Origin of the sequence: Paenibacillus sp. FSL P4-0081 (assembly GCF_000758565.1) — a bacterium.
GTDB classification, from domain to species: domain Bacteria; phylum Bacillota; class Bacilli; order Paenibacillales; family Paenibacillaceae; genus Paenibacillus_AQ; species Paenibacillus_AQ phytohabitans.
In genome coordinates this window covers 3353593-3371376 of sequence record NZ_CP009280.1, presented here as the reverse complement: position 1 = coordinate 3371376, position 17784 = coordinate 3353593, and the positions used below count along the sequence as shown (strand labels likewise).

Here is a 17784-nt window from a genome sequence, read left to right as displayed (position 1 = left end):
AAAACGGTTCTTATCAGCTCTATTTACATATGCACAGGTATCCCCAATTCCCGCTTCAGGAATTGATAGACTTGTAAGTTCGCCCCCCTCAGCGGGTAATCAGCTATTCTGCAGGCGATTCCGCAGCTCATATCAACTGCCGGCCCTGATAGTCTCCTGACCACTGTACCAGACGGAAGAGTCTGTAAGGTAATCTCAGGTACAAAAGCCATCCCAATACCGTTCTCCACATAGAATTTCAAGGCGGACATACTGCCGATTTCCATGGTGTTCAGCGGGGGACCGGCTGCTTCCTGCAAAATACTCTCCAGCTTCTTACGGTAAGGACAATCCGCAGCCGTAATGAGCAGACGGTGTCCGCGAAGCAGGTCCGCAGTAATCTCCTTCTCCGTCTCCAGAGGATGACCTTCGGGCAGCAGCAGCACGAATTGCTCGGTGAAAAGCGGCTCGAAATACAGCTCCGTCCCAAGCTGCGGGGCGGAGCACAGAATCATGTCGAGTTCTCCCCGGAGGAGCCGCCCGCTGAGAGCCGCTGTTCCGGCAATCTCTACTGAAAGTACGATCCGGGGAAACTGTTCCATGAATATGCGCAAAAGCTGCGGCAGCCGGTAACTCGCAGTCGGATCGGTTACACCGATCCGGACGCTCCCTGCTCCGCCCGACTGCAGATCAGCCAGACTGCTCTGCAGCCGCTCCATGTCTTTCACAATCTGCAGGCTCTGCTCATGGAACAGCCTCCCGGCCTCCGTCAGGATCACCTGCTGTTTGCCGCGCTCCAGCAGCTGAACGCCCAGTTGAGCCTCAAGCTTCTGGATCTGCATAGTTACCGTAGACTGGGCATAGCTAAGCTCTTCGGCTGCACGGTTAAAGCTTCCTGTGCTCACAATGGCCTGAAAGGTTTTTAAAGTTTTGAAATCCATTTTCGCTAACCTCTTTCCAGTAAGACTCCCGGCAAAATACATTTATTTTATCCCTACACTTATCCCGTTTTTCGCCGTCCTATCGTTCTTCATTGCATTTTCTACAAGTCCTTCATACAATTGATTTCCTCATTTCTGCTCACATTCACCGATTTCACAGAATTCTACTGTACAGAGTGCAATAGGGAATGGCGAATAGCATTCAGCCTCCCTGAGCTTGAGGATGTTTCATTACAGAGTCCATTGACCATCTGCTGTTGAGATTGCTCTAGTGCGCTCGATATAGTTCAATATTATTGAACCAATCCTTCATTTCATTCAATTATACAAAACCAGGCAAACTGAATACAATTGTACTCAGGATATTCCATAACAATAAGAAGTCGGGAGCGGATAAGGATGGATCTGAAGGGTAAAGTCGCGATAGTGACAGGCGGAGGAACAGGTATCGGGCGGGCAACCAGCCTTCAGCTTGCCGGGCAAGGTGTAAAGGTTGCCGTGAATTATTCCCGTTCGGAAGCGGAAGCCCGGGAAACGGTTGACATGATCATAGCGCAGGGCGGGCAGGCCATTGCTGTACAAGCTGATGTGTCCGCAAATACCGAGGTACGGGCAATGGTAGAACAAGTAGTACAGACCTACGGCACTGTAAACCTGCTGGTGAATAATGCCAGTATCACGCAGCATATTCCTATGGATGATCTGGAAGCCGTCACCTCGGAGGTGTGGGATGAATTATACGGCGTGAATGTCAAAGGTATGTTCTTCTGTGCCCGGGCAGCCGCCCCGTATATGAAGTCAAGCGGACAAGGAGCCATCGTCAATCTCGGCAGTATTGCCGGAAATACGGGTGCCGGTTCGTCACTTCCTTACGCGGTGTCCAAAGCGGCTGTTCACGGTCTGACCCGGTCGCTGGCCAAGGCTCTCGCCCCTGACATCCGGGTCAACTGCGTTGCCCCTGGAGCCGTAGCGACACGCTGGTGGGCGGGCCGGGAAGCGCAGATGCACAAGCTCGCACCGAACCTGCTGCTGCAGAGCATTGCCGCGCCGGAAGATATCGCCCGTTTCATCTGCTCCGCGCTCGCTCAGGAAGCCATGACCGGGCAGATTATCACAGTCGACAGCGGGCAGACTTTATAGCCGCTATAGCGCTGGCAGATTCATTCTACACACAGCAAGCAGCCCCCTCTCCGCACTATTGCGGAAGGGGGCTGTCTGTTCGAAGCTGTTCAAGACTCTGCTACTCTACTTACTTGAACTCCTAATCAAGATGGTTCATTCCCCCATACCAGGCTGCCGGAGATATAGGCCGGAATATTGGCCCAATCCGCATAAGCCGTACCTGCTGCATTAAAGGAATAATCTCCGGTCTGGGTGTAATTGCTCCAATCCGACTTGGACGCCCGCAGCTGAATATCTATGCTCTCCCCGGCCGCAAGGGAACCTGCTGCGCTTGTAAATCCAAGCTCCAGGTAATAATCAGCTCCGGTCTTGGCAGCCGGAAGCTTCACAAACGTCCCGGTCACATTCGCGCTTCCCACCTGCGACCAGTCGCAGAAGAAGCTCTGGGTCTGCTCACCGTCAATAGTGTAATAATATCTGATCTTCACATCGGCCAATGAAACAGCAGCCGTGCCGGTATTCATCAGCTTAATCTTCGGGCTCAGCGTATTGGCCGCAGCCGCTGTGCTGCTGTTGTACATCTGAACTTTAATGGCGCCAGCGGCCGGTGCTGTTGTGTCCACTACCGCAACAGCCAAGGTCTGCGCCGCTCCGGCGCTGAAATTGAAGCTCAGCGTTGTCGTACCCACCGCCTGCGCGGCCAGATACGCCTTGCTGATCGTGGCAACCGAACCGCTCACACTATAATCCGTCCCGGTGGTCAACGATGCCGCACCGTTCTTAATCGAGGTTAACGTGTTCCCGTTCAGCGTCATCGTCACGGCGATATCCGCCTGATTCGCCGTCTTCTTATCGAAGCTGGCACTGACCGGCGTGATCGCAGAATTGCTGGCCGGAGTTGTTGTGTCCACTACCGCAACAGCCAAAGTCTGCGCCGCTCCGGCGCTGAAATTGAAGCTCAGCGTTGTCGTACCCACCGCCTGCGCTGCCAGATATGCTTTGCTGATCGTGACTGCCGAGCCGCTCACAGTATAATCTGTTCCGGCGGTCAACGTTGCCGCGCCGTTCTTAATGCTGCTTAACGTGTTCCCGTTCAGCGTCATCGTCACGGCGATATCCGCCTGATTCGCCGTCTTCTTGTCGAAGCTGGCGCTTACCGGCGTGATCGCAGAATTGCTGGCCGGCGTTGTTGTATCCACTACCGCAACAGCCAAGGTCTGCGCCGCTCCGGCGCTGAAATTGAAGCTCAGCGTTGTCGTGCCCACCGCCTGCGCTGCCAGGTATGCTTTCTTGATCGTGACTGCCGAGCCGCTCACAGTATAATCCGTTCCGGCAGTCAACGTTGCCGCGCCGTTCTTAATGCTGCTTAGTGTGTTCCCGTTCAGCGTCACCGTCACGTTGATATCCGCCTGATTCGCCGTCTTCTTATCGAAGCTGGCACTGACCGGTGTAATTGTTGAGCCTGCCGCCGGCGGGTTCACCGGATCAGCGTATAAAGTGCCCCGGCCATTGGTTCCCAGATATACGCGTCCGTAGATGCGCGGATCTCCAGTGATGGCCATGTTGATTTTGGCATACTGATGGGCATTGTCATTGATCCGTACCCAGCTGGCCCCGGCATTATCAGACCGGAAGACCCCTCTCACACCGTCGATCTGAGCTACTGTATAGAGTGCCATGTAGCTCTGGCCCGGCGCTGCCTTGCCGAACCCGATGAGGTCAGCTTCATCAACATTGGCCAGCTTGGTGAAGCTTGCGCCTGAATTGACAGAGTGCCATAAGCCATATTTGTTCTCAACCGTATTGCCGCCGGCAAACCAGATATCGCCTTCGATGCCCGGCATGGCTTTGATGCTGATCTGGGCCTGATTCGGCTGAAGATTACCGACATTATTGGTCGGGAAGCCTGTTGCTCCCGTAGCCGTGAACGTTGCTCCGCCATCCGTACTGACGTAGAAGGTTCCCGCATAGAAGGCATAAAACTTATTCGCATTCACCCGGTCCGAAGCAATCTTGGCCCCGGCAGGCACACCGCTGCTGGCTGTCCAGGAATTGCCGGTCGACTTGGAATAGTACACGCCAATATCCGAGGTGCTCCACAGAATAGAGTTGCCGCTCGCGGATACAGCTACCTGGCCTTGCCCGGCAGTCGTCTTAGTCCCGTTCGAGGGCTCTGCATTCGGCATATACCAGTTCGTGCCGCCGTCATTGGAGATCCCGACTGACTTCATGCTTGGGGACTTCTCCTTGTCCGCACCGCCAACACGTACTACATAGGCTGGGCTTAACTCAGCATAATCGATGCCGGTTGTGGTTGCCCAGGAAGGACTTGTCTGGAACTTCACCGGTGCTGCAGTGACATCATCATACCGGAAGCCGGACACATCCCCGAGTGCAGTAATCAGGTGTGCTCCTGCTGGAGGGCTGATCAGCCCCAGCACTGCAGTCTCTTCCACTCCCTTCGCCATCACGGAAATATTGACTTTACCGCCGGTATCCCAAGCGCCTAAGTTATTTGAACCATAGATGGTAGCACCCGTACCGTACATCATCCGGTTGGAGTTGAACGGATCAATCTCCAGATCCCCCATCATCCAGCCCAGCTTGGGCGAAGGATCAAGGGAGGTGGACGTTACTCCATGGTCAAGCCACGGGGCAGCCGTGATATCCATTGCGAACTTATAGGTCCGTTCCGGATAATTACCCCAATCCCAAATCCGGCTCCAGGTTGCCCCGCCGTTGGTGCTGCGGAAGATGACTTCATCCGGCCACCAGGCATTCAGACTGGAGACCATCACGGTGTCAGGATGCTGCGCATCAACGGCAAGTCCGCCGAATCCGTACCAGTTATCGGTTCCCGTAGACGGACTGATATTCGTCCACACCCCGCTTGTTTTGTTCCATTTCCAGACCTCGCCTTTACTGCCGTCATACGGCCCAACGCCATTGCTGTAGGTAATATACAGATCACCTGTAGAAGACAGAACACCATGATGCGGCAGATAACCTACAGGCTGGCCGGGCAGTGCACTCCAGGTTGCTCCCCCGTCCGTGCTGCGGTAGACACTGCTTGCCGTATCCGCTACTCCCACATAAATCGTCTGGGTGGCATTCCCGGAGGTGCCTGTGCTTTTATCAAAAGTAATCCAGGATAATCCTACAAGATCATTGCCGTAATCAAGCGTCGGATTCTGAATGTACGTCCCCACATTAGGGAAGGAGCTGACCTTGGACCAAGTGACCCCGGAGTCGGTGCTCTTCCACAGACCGTTCCCGCTCCGCGCCCCGAAGAACAGGATGCTGTTCTTATTCGGGTCAATCACAAGCCGTTCGCCTGCCGAACGTCCGGGCATGTTACCGCCAACCTTGAACGGCAGCGGCGTTGTCTGCCACGTATTTCCCCGGTCGCTGGAGCGCATGATTTGTCCATTATCGTCCCATGAGTTCGTATAGGTGCCGGTAGCCATATACACCTTGTCCGGATTCACCGGATCGGTTGCCAGCGCATCTACGCCATTCTTGTTCCAGTCCACCCAGCCGACAGCATCGCTGATCGATGTCCAGCTGCCGGATGTCTGATTCCAGCGGTAGGCACCGCCGATATCCGTCCGCGCATAGATCAGATTCGGCTCAGTCTGGTTAAAAATAATACCCGGAACAAACCCTCCGCCTGCACCGGTAACCACGCTGTTCCAGTTGTAGGCTTCACTTGCTGCGGCATGAGTTACTGCGGGAGAAACGGTAAACAATGAGCAGGGCATTGCAGCCAGCAGGACAACCATTCCCATTCTTCGGATACGTTTTCGAATCACGGTTCTAACCTCCCAGGTTCTTTCTTTGATAACGCTTTCATTATAGAGCGCTGACAACCTGTACAGTGAGGGAAAACGGTCGAATCCATAAGAAAACTGTCAGCAATCATCGTACCATTTTCACACTTTTTATTACTATTTTAACAATAAAAGGTTCTAATGGAATGTCATCCAAAAGAACCCCTATTTCTAATGCTTCAGAACAAACTCATCCAGCTTGTTGCCAGAGGTATCATACGCCTGATAGGTCAGGGTATCCCCGCTAACCGTGATTCCGGCGAACATCGGCTTATTATTCTGGAAATGAACCTTATGGTAGAACTGGTCTTCCTTCTTCTCGTTGAATTTGGCCCCGGAGGCGTTGGTCACCACATAGACCGTTCCGCCTGTTGTAACATTGCCACCATCACTCTCAGGCACGATTTCACCGGCGCGCAGCGGATAAGAACGGGAATACTCATGATTATGCCCCTGCAGCACAAGATCCACGTTATATTTGTCAAAAATCTCCGTCCAGTCCTCCACCTTACTGTACATGTTCCCGCCATACGCCGGACGGTGCATCGCTACGATTGTCCACGGTTTATCCGTACCTGCAAGGTCCTTCTTCAGCCAGTCAGCCTGCTTCTTCAGATTACTCTCTGTATTCAGCACAGTCACATGAACCGGGCCGTAATCGAAGGAATAGGAGGTACCGGCGATCGAATCCTTGGCCCCGTTATCCGGCAGATGGAAATGTGAGGTAAACAGCTCCGCCTCTTCATCAATCTCGTCATGGTTACCGGTCACAGGCATGAGGGGATACGAAACCATGTAATCTTGTGCGTGAGTGAAAAAACTGTTCCATGCCGCACTATCCTCCGGATCTTCAGTAAAATCACCATTATGCACAATAAACTCTGCTGCCGGGAAGGTCTTGAATGCCTGTTCCAGGGTGTTGCCCCAGATTGCGAAATCCGCATCTGTTACTCCCTGGGAGTCCGTAACGTTGATAAAGGTCACCTGACCGCTGTCCGCTTCCGCAGTGCTGAACTCATACGCAAGGCTCCACTCCTGTTCCTCCCCGCTGCCAACCCGGTAAGTGTAGCGTGTTCCCGGCTCCAGTCCGGTAATCTCGGCTTTGTGCACGCCTGCTGTACCCTGATCCGTCTTGATCACAGTATTGGCTGCCTGAACCCTAATGACCCCATCTCCGGTAAAATCAGCCGCCCCGCCTTTCACTGCCTCAAGCCAGCCGTCTGCTCCGGGGTCCCCGGTGTACCAGGTAAAGGCGCGGCTGGTGGCCGCATCACCCTTAAACGTACTGACCAAATCGTAGAGTACACCCGAGAATTCAGATCCTCCCCCTGCGGCCCGCTCCGATTTGAGCCGCTCCACGCCAAGCGCCAGTATGATCAACACAACGACTATAATTCCGATGATAATGAATGTTTTCAAGTCTTTCATGTGCTCCCTCCGCCTGCAGCTTCAATTCTTGCAATCTCTCTGAGCCCGCCGCTCGATCCGTTCTGTTTCTGTATTCTAGGGTAGCCCCAGTGGCATCAGGAAGTCAAATCCCCGTCCCCGGAATAACCTTACATTTCGTGACATTTGTAAACGCAGTGTAAAAACATTCAGCTGACGTTCAGTTCAATTTAAGAAAATCATAAGGTCGGTCCCTTAGAATAGGGTCAGCGGCCAGATCACGCAAGAACTTAGAGAGAGAAATGAGGTGTGAGATGAACAAGAGGCTGCAATTCCGGCACGAGCTGAAATTCTTCATTAGCTATCATCAATATCTTATCATCCGGCAGCGGCTCCAGAGCCTAATGGATACAGACCAGAATGCTGACGAGAGCGGGGAATACCATATCCGCAGCCTGTATTTCGATGATATGAACAATACAGCGTTGTCCGACAAGCTGGGAGGCCTGCGTGAACGTGCCAAATACCGCATACGGATCTACAATGTGCAGGACGATGTCATTCATTTTGAGAAAAAAATAAAGATGGATGATTATATCGCCAAAATCAAAGAACCGCTGACGCGGGACATGTACGATGAGATTATGGCCGGCAACTATGAGGTGCTGAATGTACCGGATAAGCCGCTGTTTATGGAGCTCTACAATCAGATGCGGCATAACCTGCTGCGCCCGAAGGTGATCGTCGATTATGTCCGCGAGCCTTATGTATGCCATAACGGCAACGTGCGGATTACTTTTGACAAAGAGCTTCGTACGGGACTGCATGCGGTGGATATATTCAGCAAGGAGCTGCAGCCGGTCCGGGCACTTGACGGGAGCTTAATTATTTTCGAGGTCAAATTCGATGAATACCTGCCCGATTATATCCGGATTGCCCTGCAGCTTGAAGGTCTGAACCGGCAGTCCGCTTCTAAATACGTCATTTGCCGGAAATTTCTAAAAACCAACACTTGGGAGGATTATTGATATGAGCATCACAGCAAGTCTGGCTGCAGCCGCAGCACAGGGAGCGAACGACACGGCAACTACCTTTTCCGATATGATCAAAAGCTCTGTGACCGACAACTTCGTTTCCGATATCCGCATCTCCAAAATACTGATTACGCTCGGCGTTGCTTTTCTGATCGGATTCTTCATTTACATTCTGTACAAACGGGTCTTCAGCGGTGTCCTATACTCCAAAAGCTTCAACGTCTCTCTGATGGGCATGACCATGATCACGGCAACCGTCATTATCGCGATCAACTCGAACCTCGTGCTGTCACTCGGTATGGTCGGTGCGCTGTCTATCGTCCGTTTCAGAACGCCTATCAAAGATCCAACCGACCTGATCTTCCTGTTCTGGGCAGCTGTTGCCGGAATCGTAACGGGCGCGGGCTTCTTCACACTGGCTATTATCGGCTCCATCATCATCGGCCTGATCCTGTTCCTGTTCATTAAACGTTCTTCTATCGAAACTCCGTACCTGCTGGTGATTAACTGCGACGGCGACGACAGCGAGAAGGAAATCCACAGCCATCTGAACAAATCGGTGAAACGGTATAATATGAAGCAAAAAACGGTAACGGCCGGCAATATTGAGCTTACGCTTGAGCTACGGCTAGACGACAAGGAAGGCGGATTCGTGAACACGGTCTCCAGCCTTACCGGTGTCAAGAATGCCCTGCTGATCAGCTATAGCGGCGACTATGTCTCATGATCACGGGCCTGCTGCAGGCTGGTAGATCTATATTCATGAAAGGCGGTGCCCAAGATGAAAGCACGAGGTAAGCAGATTCTGCTCATTCTTAGTTGCCTGCTGCTGGTTACCGCTATAGCTGGTTGTCAGATTTCAAATCCTTCTGCGGATAACAGCACCACTATGACGGACACGCAGAACAAGGCGGTATCAAGCGAGGAACAGAGTCAGGGTACAGAGGTTTTTCCGAAGGACAAGGTTGTAGATGTCAAAATCACGCTGGACCCGGATGATTTCCAGGATATGCTGGACAATGCCAGCGCCGAGGAATACAAGACGGCCTCCGTCGAATATAACGGCATCCAAATGGATAATGTCGGAGTGCGGACCAAAGGGAATTTAAGTCTGCGCAGCGTGGTGCAGATGAGCGATTCGGACCGGTACAGCTTCAAGCTGTCTTTTGACGAGTATGTGAATCAGAACCTGTTCGGAATTACCAAAATCAATCTCAACAACAACTACAGCGACGCCTCATACATGCGGGAATTCCTGACCTATGAGCTTGCGGAGAGCATGGGACTGCCCGTGCCAAAATACTCGTTCGTCAATATCTATGTCAACGGGGAGCTTAAGGGCTTCTATCTGGCGGTAGAGCAGATCGGCGATACCTATCTGGAACGCCATTTCGGCAACACCTACGGCGCACTCTATAAAGGCCAGATGACCGGACAGGGCAGCGATCTGACCTGGCTCGGGGATGACGCTTCACTCTACACCGGCCTTGAGATGAAATCGAAGAAATCAAACGATGACATTCTCGTCGACATGCTGGATGAGCTGAACAACGGCACCGACTATGAAAAATACATCGATGTCGATGACGCTCTCGGCTATATTGCCTTGAACGCAGTGACCGGCAATATGGACAGTTATCTCGGCAGCAACAAGCAGAATTACTACCTGTATGAAGATGACGGCATCTTCTCCATCCTGCCGTGGGATTACAACATGGCCTTCGGCGGCATGGGCGGCTCGGATGTGCTGATTGACGAGCCTACTCAGGGCACCCTCGCCGAGCGGCCGCTGGTAGCGAAGCTGCTGGCGAATGAGACTTACTTAGCGAAATATCACGAGATTGTCCGCAGCATGCTGAGCGGCTACCTGAAGGATGAGACCTTCCAGGCCCGGATCAACGAGCTGGATACCATGATTGCAAGTTACGTGAAGGCCGACCCTTCTGCCTTCTATACCTTCGAGCAGTATGAGAGCGGCCTCGAGTCCGTGAAGACCTTCATGTCGACCATGGCGGGCAACGTCTCGCAGCAGCTCGACGGCACGATTCCCGCTACTAATGACGGCAACGGCAGTGGTGGCGGATTCGGCGGCGCTGGTATGGGCGGCGCTGGCGGCGGGCGCGGCGGCGGTGGGTTTGGTGCTGCGCCTGGCGGGCAGGCGGCGCAGGGCGATGGCGCAGCGGCTGGCGCAGCGACGCAAGGGCAGGCGGGCGCGGCGGCTGGCGGCGCGGCGCTAGGGCAGGCGGGCGCGGCGGCTGGCGAAGCCGCACAGGGCGGTGCCGGTGCGGCGGCGGGGCAGCAGCCGCAAGGCGGCAATGGCGGTGCGCCGCAAGGTCAAGCGGCGCAAGGTGGGCAGACCGGCCAAGGCGTTCCCGGCGGTGAGCCGGGCGCTATGGGCGGTCCGAGCTTCCCCGAGGGCGGCTACGGCCCGGGTGGCGGTATGGGCTTCGCCGGCGGCATGGGCGGCGGCGGTTTCGGCGGTGGCGGCATGGGCGGCGACTTCGGCGGCCAAGGCAATACACCGCAGCAGCAAGGTAGTACCAGCGAAGCTGTTACTACCGGCATAGCGATTGTTTTGCTTTTACTGGCCGCGGTATTTGTTAGCTTTTATAAGCGGAAGCGGCTATAGACTCTAATCTCTCATAATTCTGCTTAATTAAACTGGCCCGGACGTTAACCGTCCAGGCTAGTTTCTTTTTCTGCATTTATTTTATTAATACTCTCTCGAATGAAACTACCGTTTCCCGTTAACAAAATATATATCACCATTATGATAAAATTCAATAACGTAATAGGATGGTGCATAAATAAAAGTATCAGGGCTAACTGCAAGTACGTGAAAATTTCTTATGTATCCCTTCACACAACACAGCGCTTAAATGCCAAAAATCACTATAAATCTTTTCGAATATTTTGGAAACTACGGCCTTTTCCATAACCATTGAACTTGGATGAGGTTCCCATTTAGTACGACTAATGCAAGTGACCTTAACAAGATTTGTATCCTCCTTGAATAGGAGCCGTCTTTCAATTCCCTGTTCGTAGAAATCTAATTCAAAGGAGTATATACCCGCTCTTGTTTTCCCTAATATATCAGGAACTTGTTCAATAACAGTACATAGATCCGTTCTACAATCAACAGGCCAATTATCTTGCCCAAAACCACCAACAACGAAAGCTACAGATTGTGAAATTTCAAATGCTTTGCATATACACATTAGAATAGCCACTTCATCATCAAGTTCTAAATCAGATATTAAGTATTCTGTTTCAGGTATACTTTCCAACGGCTTCTCAAATGTTAACTCCATCTTAAAGATATTATATCAGCCCTTCATATTGAATTAATTTATATGAAATCGTATAATTATCGCCTCTAAGCACCTCAATCAGAACCATAATAAAAACACCTTACTAAAATTGTTCACAGCTTATTTGTTCCACTTGTAAATTCTTTAAAACCGGCAAAATACGTTCCAAATACCAACTAAAATCAGTAATATCTATATCATCTTTTGCATTAATTTTCTTTCTTGCTATTGATAAACTAAACATCATTTGATTTGTATTAAAGATAAGTAACTCACATCCAACATCAGAATCTACCCGCATTAACTCAATTCCAACAATCTCTTTTTGATCCTGCTTTTTTTTCAAGATATCGAAGAAGCTGTCTCTATTAAGTACACTAGATGTCCAATTATAATCGTCATCATCACCCAAAGGCAGTATAGTAATCTCCCCATTACTTTTTACATATGTCCAACCTTCATTTTCAAAATTCTGAAACAAATCCGGTAGCGATAAGCATTCACAACTATGATTGCTCAAACTTATATTTATAGAGGCTGAGATTGACATGAATCCCCTGTCCTTTCCCGTATCTTACGCGTATTTTTTATTCTTAATATAAACTTCTTCTAATTTCAGCTATTTTCGAATGATAAAACGCATTATTATGACTATTGAAATACTCTTTGTATCTTCTATAAAAATGTTCTGCCCCATTTAATAGAGCATGAATAAATTCTTCACTGGGAAGTTTGAAGTGTCCGTATTTCCCATCTCCAACTTTCAATTCCATATAATAAGAATTCACTTTTATCATTTCAAATTTTATGGGCTGATCAGGAAAAAGAAAGTCCCCTTTTCCCATTTGCAAATATTCTTCTAACGCATTCATTAAATAGTCCCACAAACAATTTACCGAGTCCCACAAGTTATAATCCAGAACGATTTTGTAGTTCCATTCGATCACAATAGCACCATCCAGATATCTAAGATCAAATTTGTGGATGTACTTTTCAATTTCAATTTCATTGTCCATATGAATAAAATATTTGTTGGGTTCATCCATAAAGTTGCCGGGCAATATTAAATCGGGTTTCTTTAAATACGTTTCAACTTTCATAACTTCCTCCCACGAACTATTAATAGGGGTAACTTAGATATATAAAAAAGAAACCATAAGCAGCAATTACCACCTGTAGTTCTGAGTGTTTCATTATTGAAAATATTCTATAAGCTTATCATCATCAACAGTCTTAATAGACTCCAAATACTTCTGCTCATATAACTTCTTCACAACAAATTCTATAGCTTCTTTAGTTACTTCCTTTACTATAATCAAATTAGGTTCGACTGAGTAATACCCGTAACTCTCTGACTCCAATTCAAAATCCTGTTTAAGACGCACGATATCATAAACCTTTATATTAAATAAATCGTTCAATATCATAACATAAACATCATTTCGATAACCTTTGTTAGAAGCCTCAAATTCTGCAAGTTCCGTATCCTCTAAATAAAACACACTAATACTATTCGCACTAGTCATCCTCTTCAACCCCACCAAAGGAAAGAATATGTATATTAAGCCCTAATCCTAAAATCGATATTTTCTTCATCATTTCCGTCGTAAGCTGCAAGCCCATTTGGCCATAATCCGATCTCAAGTAACAATCAATTCCAACATCTTTATATAGACCTGTTAACTCATTAATTTCTTTAAAGTTTGAAGTTAAATCATTCAGTAAAAGCTCAAATGCTTCTTCCGGTTCAACATGTTCAGAGATTATCACTTCATATCGCCAAATATCAAAGGGAGCCTGACTCACTGCTCCTTTTCTGATGGCCTGCCCCTTCTTCTGGATTGAAGTTGGTCTAATTGCTAACCTTCTAGTAATGTCATCAAAATCTATAGTTTCATTACGTATTATGAAAGAACAACTACCATTCATCTTCAAAATAAGGAACTCCTTTTAAAATCCGATAATTTCCCATAATCTCTATAGAGATCATTTTATTGGTTCTTAAAGACCCATTGATTCCGGATAAACTGTGCTAAAAACTAACTCTAACAAATTGCCCTTATCATCACTACTCCCCTGAAAAATGTTTTCTAAATCATTTCACCTCGCCTTATTCAACATTTAAAATCTCATCATTTATTCTCTTAATTTCTGCCAACATCTTATTCATTCTATCCATGTCAAAAACACCTGTTCTTTTACCTGATAGAAAATAAAGTTTCATCCAATAAGCATCATCCGCTGCAAAAGCCTCAATAGCTTTCCGGATATTATCTTCCGTTAGGCTTCTTACAATAATATCTGGGGGAGACGGTGGCACATAATCAAGCCCTTCCTTGTCCATATACCAATAATAATTTTGGGGTGTAGCCACAACCATAGTGTATGTAACACCATCCTCTAGCTCTACGAAGACATCAATATTGTCGTTTTCTATGTTTTCTATACTTGAAAGATAAGTTGGAAATGTTATGTTGACTATTTTCATAATGAACCTCCTACTTAAATATTCAGCATGTGCTTGCAACTATATTACAATTGAAGCCCGGCAAGTCAGCGAAAGTTACAGTGATTCCATCTTCAGCAAAATGGCGTAGTACTTATAGGTTTTATTTGTAAAATAAATACTCCTTCACTAGTCCCACGGGCTATTATCACCCTTTATATTTTCGCTCAATTTCTCATAACCGATCTCCATTTCAAGATGGTCTCCCAACGCATGAGGAACTGAAAGACTTATCCCCAGTGAATCTTGAGTGAGATAACTAAATATCACTGAATTATTTGCCCCGTCCGCTTCATCTGTATATTTTAAATCATTAAGTAACTCCTGGTCTTTAATCCCGCTCCAATAATCCCTCATAACTCCTTCCTCTCGCAAATTCAAATTGTCATCATAGCTTCTGTAGATTCCATTTTTTAATTCTTGTACGAATGCCTCATCGATCTCCAGTAAGTCGGTTAATTTAACTTTAATTTCTTTATCCACATCTATATTTGTTGTATAAAAAACATTTAACGGATATGCTCCTCCCTTATTAAGAGCTGAACCAATATATTGAATGCTTAGGAACTTATCACTTTTATATGTAATCTGATAGTCTATTTCCAAAGTATTGTGACTATCCAAATCTAATGAATAAGATTCAAGAACACCAAGCGCCTCTACCCGTATCAGGTCATTTATAACTTCTTCCTTTGTATCATTCGGTAAATCAACCAGCTTTGGATATGTAATGTTAATATTGTTTTGAGCATAACTATCACTTTCAACTTTGTAGCTTAATGCAGGAACAGTCTCCCTGTTGTCCCCTTTTTTATAAGAATGAACATTAGTTTCAGCACTACATGATATTAATAAAATGACAATCGGCACAATAATCAATAGCTTGAATCTCACTTCGCTCATCTCCGCCTGAAGAACTTCTAGTCATCGTAATTAGCTATTCTCATATCTCGTATCTGTAGAACTTAACCCTCTCTATCCCAAATACCAGCAGCTACCCGCGTGTAACCCATAAGATCACGCTCACCTGCACCCTCTTCGGTGCCAAAAACCCATCTCGCCACATTATGACTATCAAGATGCATCTTATGAAAATCCTCATCGTAGTCCACAACCACCTCGACGCCTAATGCAGAAACAAGTAAATTATTCACCATTTCAGAAGATAACAATAGGTTCGAAATTTCATCATAGATAGGACGAGTAACATCATTAAGCGTATCTCTGTCTAAGTAATCTATGTATTTTGTATCTAGAGACAGTCCTGCTTCATAGGTGGTTCCGGTCTTACTTAACATCATCACAAACTTATTGGACTGGACTTCACCAAATATTAATATAATTCGGCCTTTCTCAAGAAGCGCGAGGACTTCCGCTATCTCAACATCATGCGGGTGGTTTATTAAGTCGTTGAACTCCCAATTTCCGATAGATTCAATCTGATTAATATTAGCGTTATACCCTCTTTCTTGAACGGCTTCGAATAGCCAACTTAAATCAATTATGCTTTTGGTAAAAGTGATTACATTGAAGTTCGCAGCCATATATCCACCTCCTAAGCACGGTCTACGAGATTTATTTCTAAATTGAGATAAACACTCCTCCAATTGATTTCGATATTAGAAACTTCATACCAACGTCACTTACAGTATAATACATATCCAGCTATAGTAAGACTAAGCAAAATCCAAATAATCTTAACTTTGTGGCTTACGGAAGCGGAACCATGAACACTGTAATATTATATTAGACGAATTAGTATCTGCGAATGAACAGAACCGGCATATTTTGAACGTGGTGATCAGGCAGAACGACGAGCTAATAGCCAGACATGATTTTGAGGCGGACCAGCCTCACTTATTATATTCTGCAAGCAAAACTTTTACTTCCATGGCTGTGGGGATTGCCGTTTATAAGGGATATTGTAAACTTGATGACCTTATGGTAGATTTTTTCCGGAATACTTACATACCTGTACTCACGAAACGGAATTTCTGAAGTGGGACAAATGCCCATTGGGATTCCCCCAAGTTTTCAGGATTACACTGAACTGCAGAGCATTTATCCAGATTCGAACAGCTGTTTCTGAACAAAGGGGCTTGGAACGGACAACAGCTCTTTCCTTCAAGTTATGTAGAACAAGCGACTTCCGTCCAGATGAAGACAGACGATTTCACTCCTGACTTTGCAACCGCAGACTATCAGCAGGGCTATGGATAGCAGCTATGGATGAATTCTTACCCTAATTCATACCACCTGGACGGATCATATGGACAATATGTTGGTGTGCTTCCGGATAAGAATGCCGTGGTTACCTACGTATCTGATGAGCCTGATCATATGACCGGAATTCTTGAGCTTACCTGGGATACATTGGCAGATAAACTGTAGACTACACTGTTTTACCGAAGTAGATGTATTTTACGATAAGAAGGGGCTGACAGAAATGATTGATGCGCAATATTATCTAAATATTTGTGTGGATGCACAGGAACATTATGAACGTTACAAAAAAGAGGCAGAGGATAGTGTGGTTCGGACAGAGTTTGTTACAGATAAAAGATATGATCTGGCACCTTATTGGTTTGAACGCAATACTGACTGCCGGGGAGAGATTACTGAAGAGGACACTGGAGTATATTATGGATTTGATCATGAAAACAGACTTAGAGTGACGTATTGCGATTTTTTAATTGATGGAGTCGGATATACTTCTTATCACCCGGATCATATCATTACACGGCTGTATGTCAGAGAGAAGATAGATTCAATCAAGATTTTTTACGGTAAGGCTGGCAAGCCCGAACATTCAGTAGAATACGATGTGATGCCTGGTCTTGATCTGGAGAGTACAAAAGACAGGTATACCATCGAAGAATATATTTATGAAGAAGAAAGGCTTATTGAAATACGCAATCCTAAATACGTAGGAAAAGATCATTACCAGCATATCGCTAATACTTATTTGAAGTACGATGAATCCGGTGAGCTATATCAAATCTACAACGGAATGAATCAGATGCTGTATAACAATATGAACGAATCTCAAGCACTGACTTTGAGAACAGCATTGATTACTGAAGCCGTAACGGAGTCTATTAATCTTTTAAAAGAATCCGCCCAAAAATTCAGTCATGATAGGCTCTGCTATTTTGGACTTTATCTGAGTAATGATGAATTCAGCGGAGGAAGTGATCCGGAATATTATTCCGGACTTGAGCAGAGAAGGGCGAAACTGCTTGAAGACAAGAAATGTGAGTATACTCTCTGGAATGATACTCAAATGCAGCCGACTTGGTTTACCGGAATTGAGAATGAAGGGCTGCTTGAGAAGCTGCGGACGCTTTATGTATATTGGAATCTTAAAGGCGGGGGTTTATACTGCGAAAAGGAACGACAAGATTTCTGGCAGGAAATTGCTTATTCTTTCAATGAACAGGATTTAACCGGTCAAGTGCCGGTTACTGATGATTTTTTCGTGTTTGTGCACTGGGAAGGTATTGAACTGTATAACGGAGAACTGCAACGGGCGATTCCTGAAGCCAAACTTTCTATACTGCAAGCTAAGGGGTTGCTCCCTTAATGAAAGTTGTTATCCGTTGATTGTGCCCAATCCTATATTATTCCGGGTATGATCAGATTTAGTGTACAAATAACCCCGCGCTGGATGATGGA

17 protein-coding genes are annotated in these 17784 nt (G+C 47.1%); 6 read left to right on the top strand and 11 right to left on the bottom strand.

The features are described from left to right. Positions 1–23: 23 nt before the first annotated feature. Positions 24–920, bottom strand: a complete 897-nt coding sequence (locus P40081_RS14000; protein WP_042136216.1) for a LysR family transcriptional regulator — start codon at positions 918–920, stop codon at positions 24–26. Positions 921–1319: 399 nt separating this feature from the next. Between P40081_RS14000 and P40081_RS13995 the strand changes: the two genes are divergently transcribed. Continuing rightward, complete coding sequence (locus P40081_RS13995) at positions 1320–2060, top strand: SDR family NAD(P)-dependent oxidoreductase (RefSeq protein WP_042136215.1); 741 nt, start codon at positions 1320–1322, stop codon at positions 2058–2060. Between the two features lie 125 nt (positions 2061–2185). Here P40081_RS13995 and P40081_RS13990 read toward each other — a convergent pair whose 3' ends face one another. After that, positions 2186–5851 carry a X2-like carbohydrate binding domain-containing protein gene (locus P40081_RS13990; RefSeq protein WP_442950226.1) on the bottom strand — a complete coding sequence of 1222 codons (3666 nt, stop codon included), beginning with the start codon at positions 5849–5851 and terminating at the stop codon, positions 2186–2188. A gap of 192 nt (positions 5852–6043) precedes the next feature. After that, positions 6044–7300, bottom strand: coding sequence for a purple acid phosphatase family protein (locus tag P40081_RS13985; RefSeq protein ID WP_042136214.1), 1257 nt, complete (start codon positions 7298–7300; stop codon positions 6044–6046). Positions 7301–7572: 272 nt separating this feature from the next. Here P40081_RS13985 and P40081_RS13980 point away from each other — a divergent pair, with 272 nt between their 5' ends. From P40081_RS13980 to P40081_RS13970, 3 genes are read left to right on the top strand one after another with little or no spacing between them, the layout of a single operon-like run. Then, the gene (locus P40081_RS13980) at positions 7573–8286 is read left to right on the top strand and encodes a polyphosphate polymerase domain-containing protein (RefSeq protein WP_042136213.1); all 714 of its coding nucleotides are present in this window, start codon (positions 7573–7575) and stop codon (positions 8284–8286) included. Between the two features lies 1 nt (position 8287). Beyond that, positions 8288–9019, top strand: a complete 732-nt coding sequence (locus P40081_RS13975) for a DUF4956 domain-containing protein (RefSeq protein WP_042136212.1) — start codon at positions 8288–8290, stop codon at positions 9017–9019. 54 nt (positions 9020–9073) lie between these two features. Beyond that, positions 9074–10921, top strand: coding sequence for a CotH kinase family protein (locus tag P40081_RS13970; RefSeq protein ID WP_042136211.1), 1848 nt, complete (start codon positions 9074–9076; stop codon positions 10919–10921). Between the two features lie 193 nt (positions 10922–11114). Here P40081_RS13970 and P40081_RS13965 read toward each other — a convergent pair whose 3' ends face one another. From P40081_RS13965 to P40081_RS13930, 8 genes are all read right to left on the bottom strand, one after another. Continuing rightward, positions 11115–11603, bottom strand: a complete 489-nt coding sequence (locus P40081_RS13965; RefSeq protein ID WP_052421822.1) for a hypothetical protein — start codon at positions 11601–11603, stop codon at positions 11115–11117. A gap of 103 nt (positions 11604–11706) precedes the next feature. Next, on the bottom strand, positions 11707–12153 hold the full coding sequence (locus tag P40081_RS13960) for a hypothetical protein (protein WP_042136210.1): 447 nt from the start codon (positions 12151–12153) through the stop codon (positions 11707–11709). A 43-nt stretch (positions 12154–12196) separates the two neighbouring features. Further along, entirely contained in the window at positions 12197–12703 is a 507-nt protein-coding gene (locus P40081_RS36395) for a hypothetical protein (RefSeq protein ID WP_052421821.1), read from the bottom strand. A 93-nt stretch (positions 12704–12796) separates the two neighbouring features. After that, entirely contained in the window at positions 12797–13129 is a 333-nt protein-coding gene (locus P40081_RS13950) for a hypothetical protein (protein ID WP_042136209.1), read from the bottom strand. Further along, on the bottom strand, positions 13122–13532 hold the full coding sequence (locus tag P40081_RS13945) for a DUF4279 domain-containing protein (RefSeq protein ID WP_231575417.1): 411 nt from the start codon (positions 13530–13532) through the stop codon (positions 13122–13124). The genes P40081_RS13950 and P40081_RS13945 overlap by 8 nt, the downstream gene beginning before the upstream one ends. 181 nt (positions 13533–13713) lie before the next feature. After that, complete coding sequence (locus P40081_RS13940) at positions 13714–14091, bottom strand: hypothetical protein (RefSeq protein ID WP_042136207.1); 378 nt, start codon at positions 14089–14091, stop codon at positions 13714–13716. 147 nt (positions 14092–14238) lie between these two features. Further along, positions 14239–15003, bottom strand: coding sequence for a hypothetical protein (locus P40081_RS13935; protein WP_042136206.1), 765 nt, complete (start codon positions 15001–15003; stop codon positions 14239–14241). 71 nt (positions 15004–15074) lie between these two features. Beyond that, positions 15075–15653: a hypothetical protein gene (locus tag P40081_RS13930; RefSeq protein WP_042136205.1), complete on the bottom strand. Its 579-nt coding sequence runs from the start codon at positions 15651–15653 to the stop codon at positions 15075–15077. Between the two features lie 685 nt (positions 15654–16338). Between P40081_RS13930 and P40081_RS39350 the strand changes: the two genes are divergently transcribed. Then, positions 16339–16500 carry a hypothetical protein gene (locus tag P40081_RS39350; protein ID WP_231575354.1) on the top strand — a complete coding sequence of 54 codons (162 nt, stop codon included), beginning with the start codon at positions 16339–16341 and terminating at the stop codon, positions 16498–16500. A 55-nt stretch (positions 16501–16555) separates the two neighbouring features. Further along, on the top strand, positions 16556–17692 hold the full coding sequence (locus P40081_RS13920; protein WP_042136204.1) for a hypothetical protein: 1137 nt from the start codon (positions 16556–16558) through the stop codon (positions 17690–17692). Positions 17693–17784 lie beyond the last annotated feature (92 nt).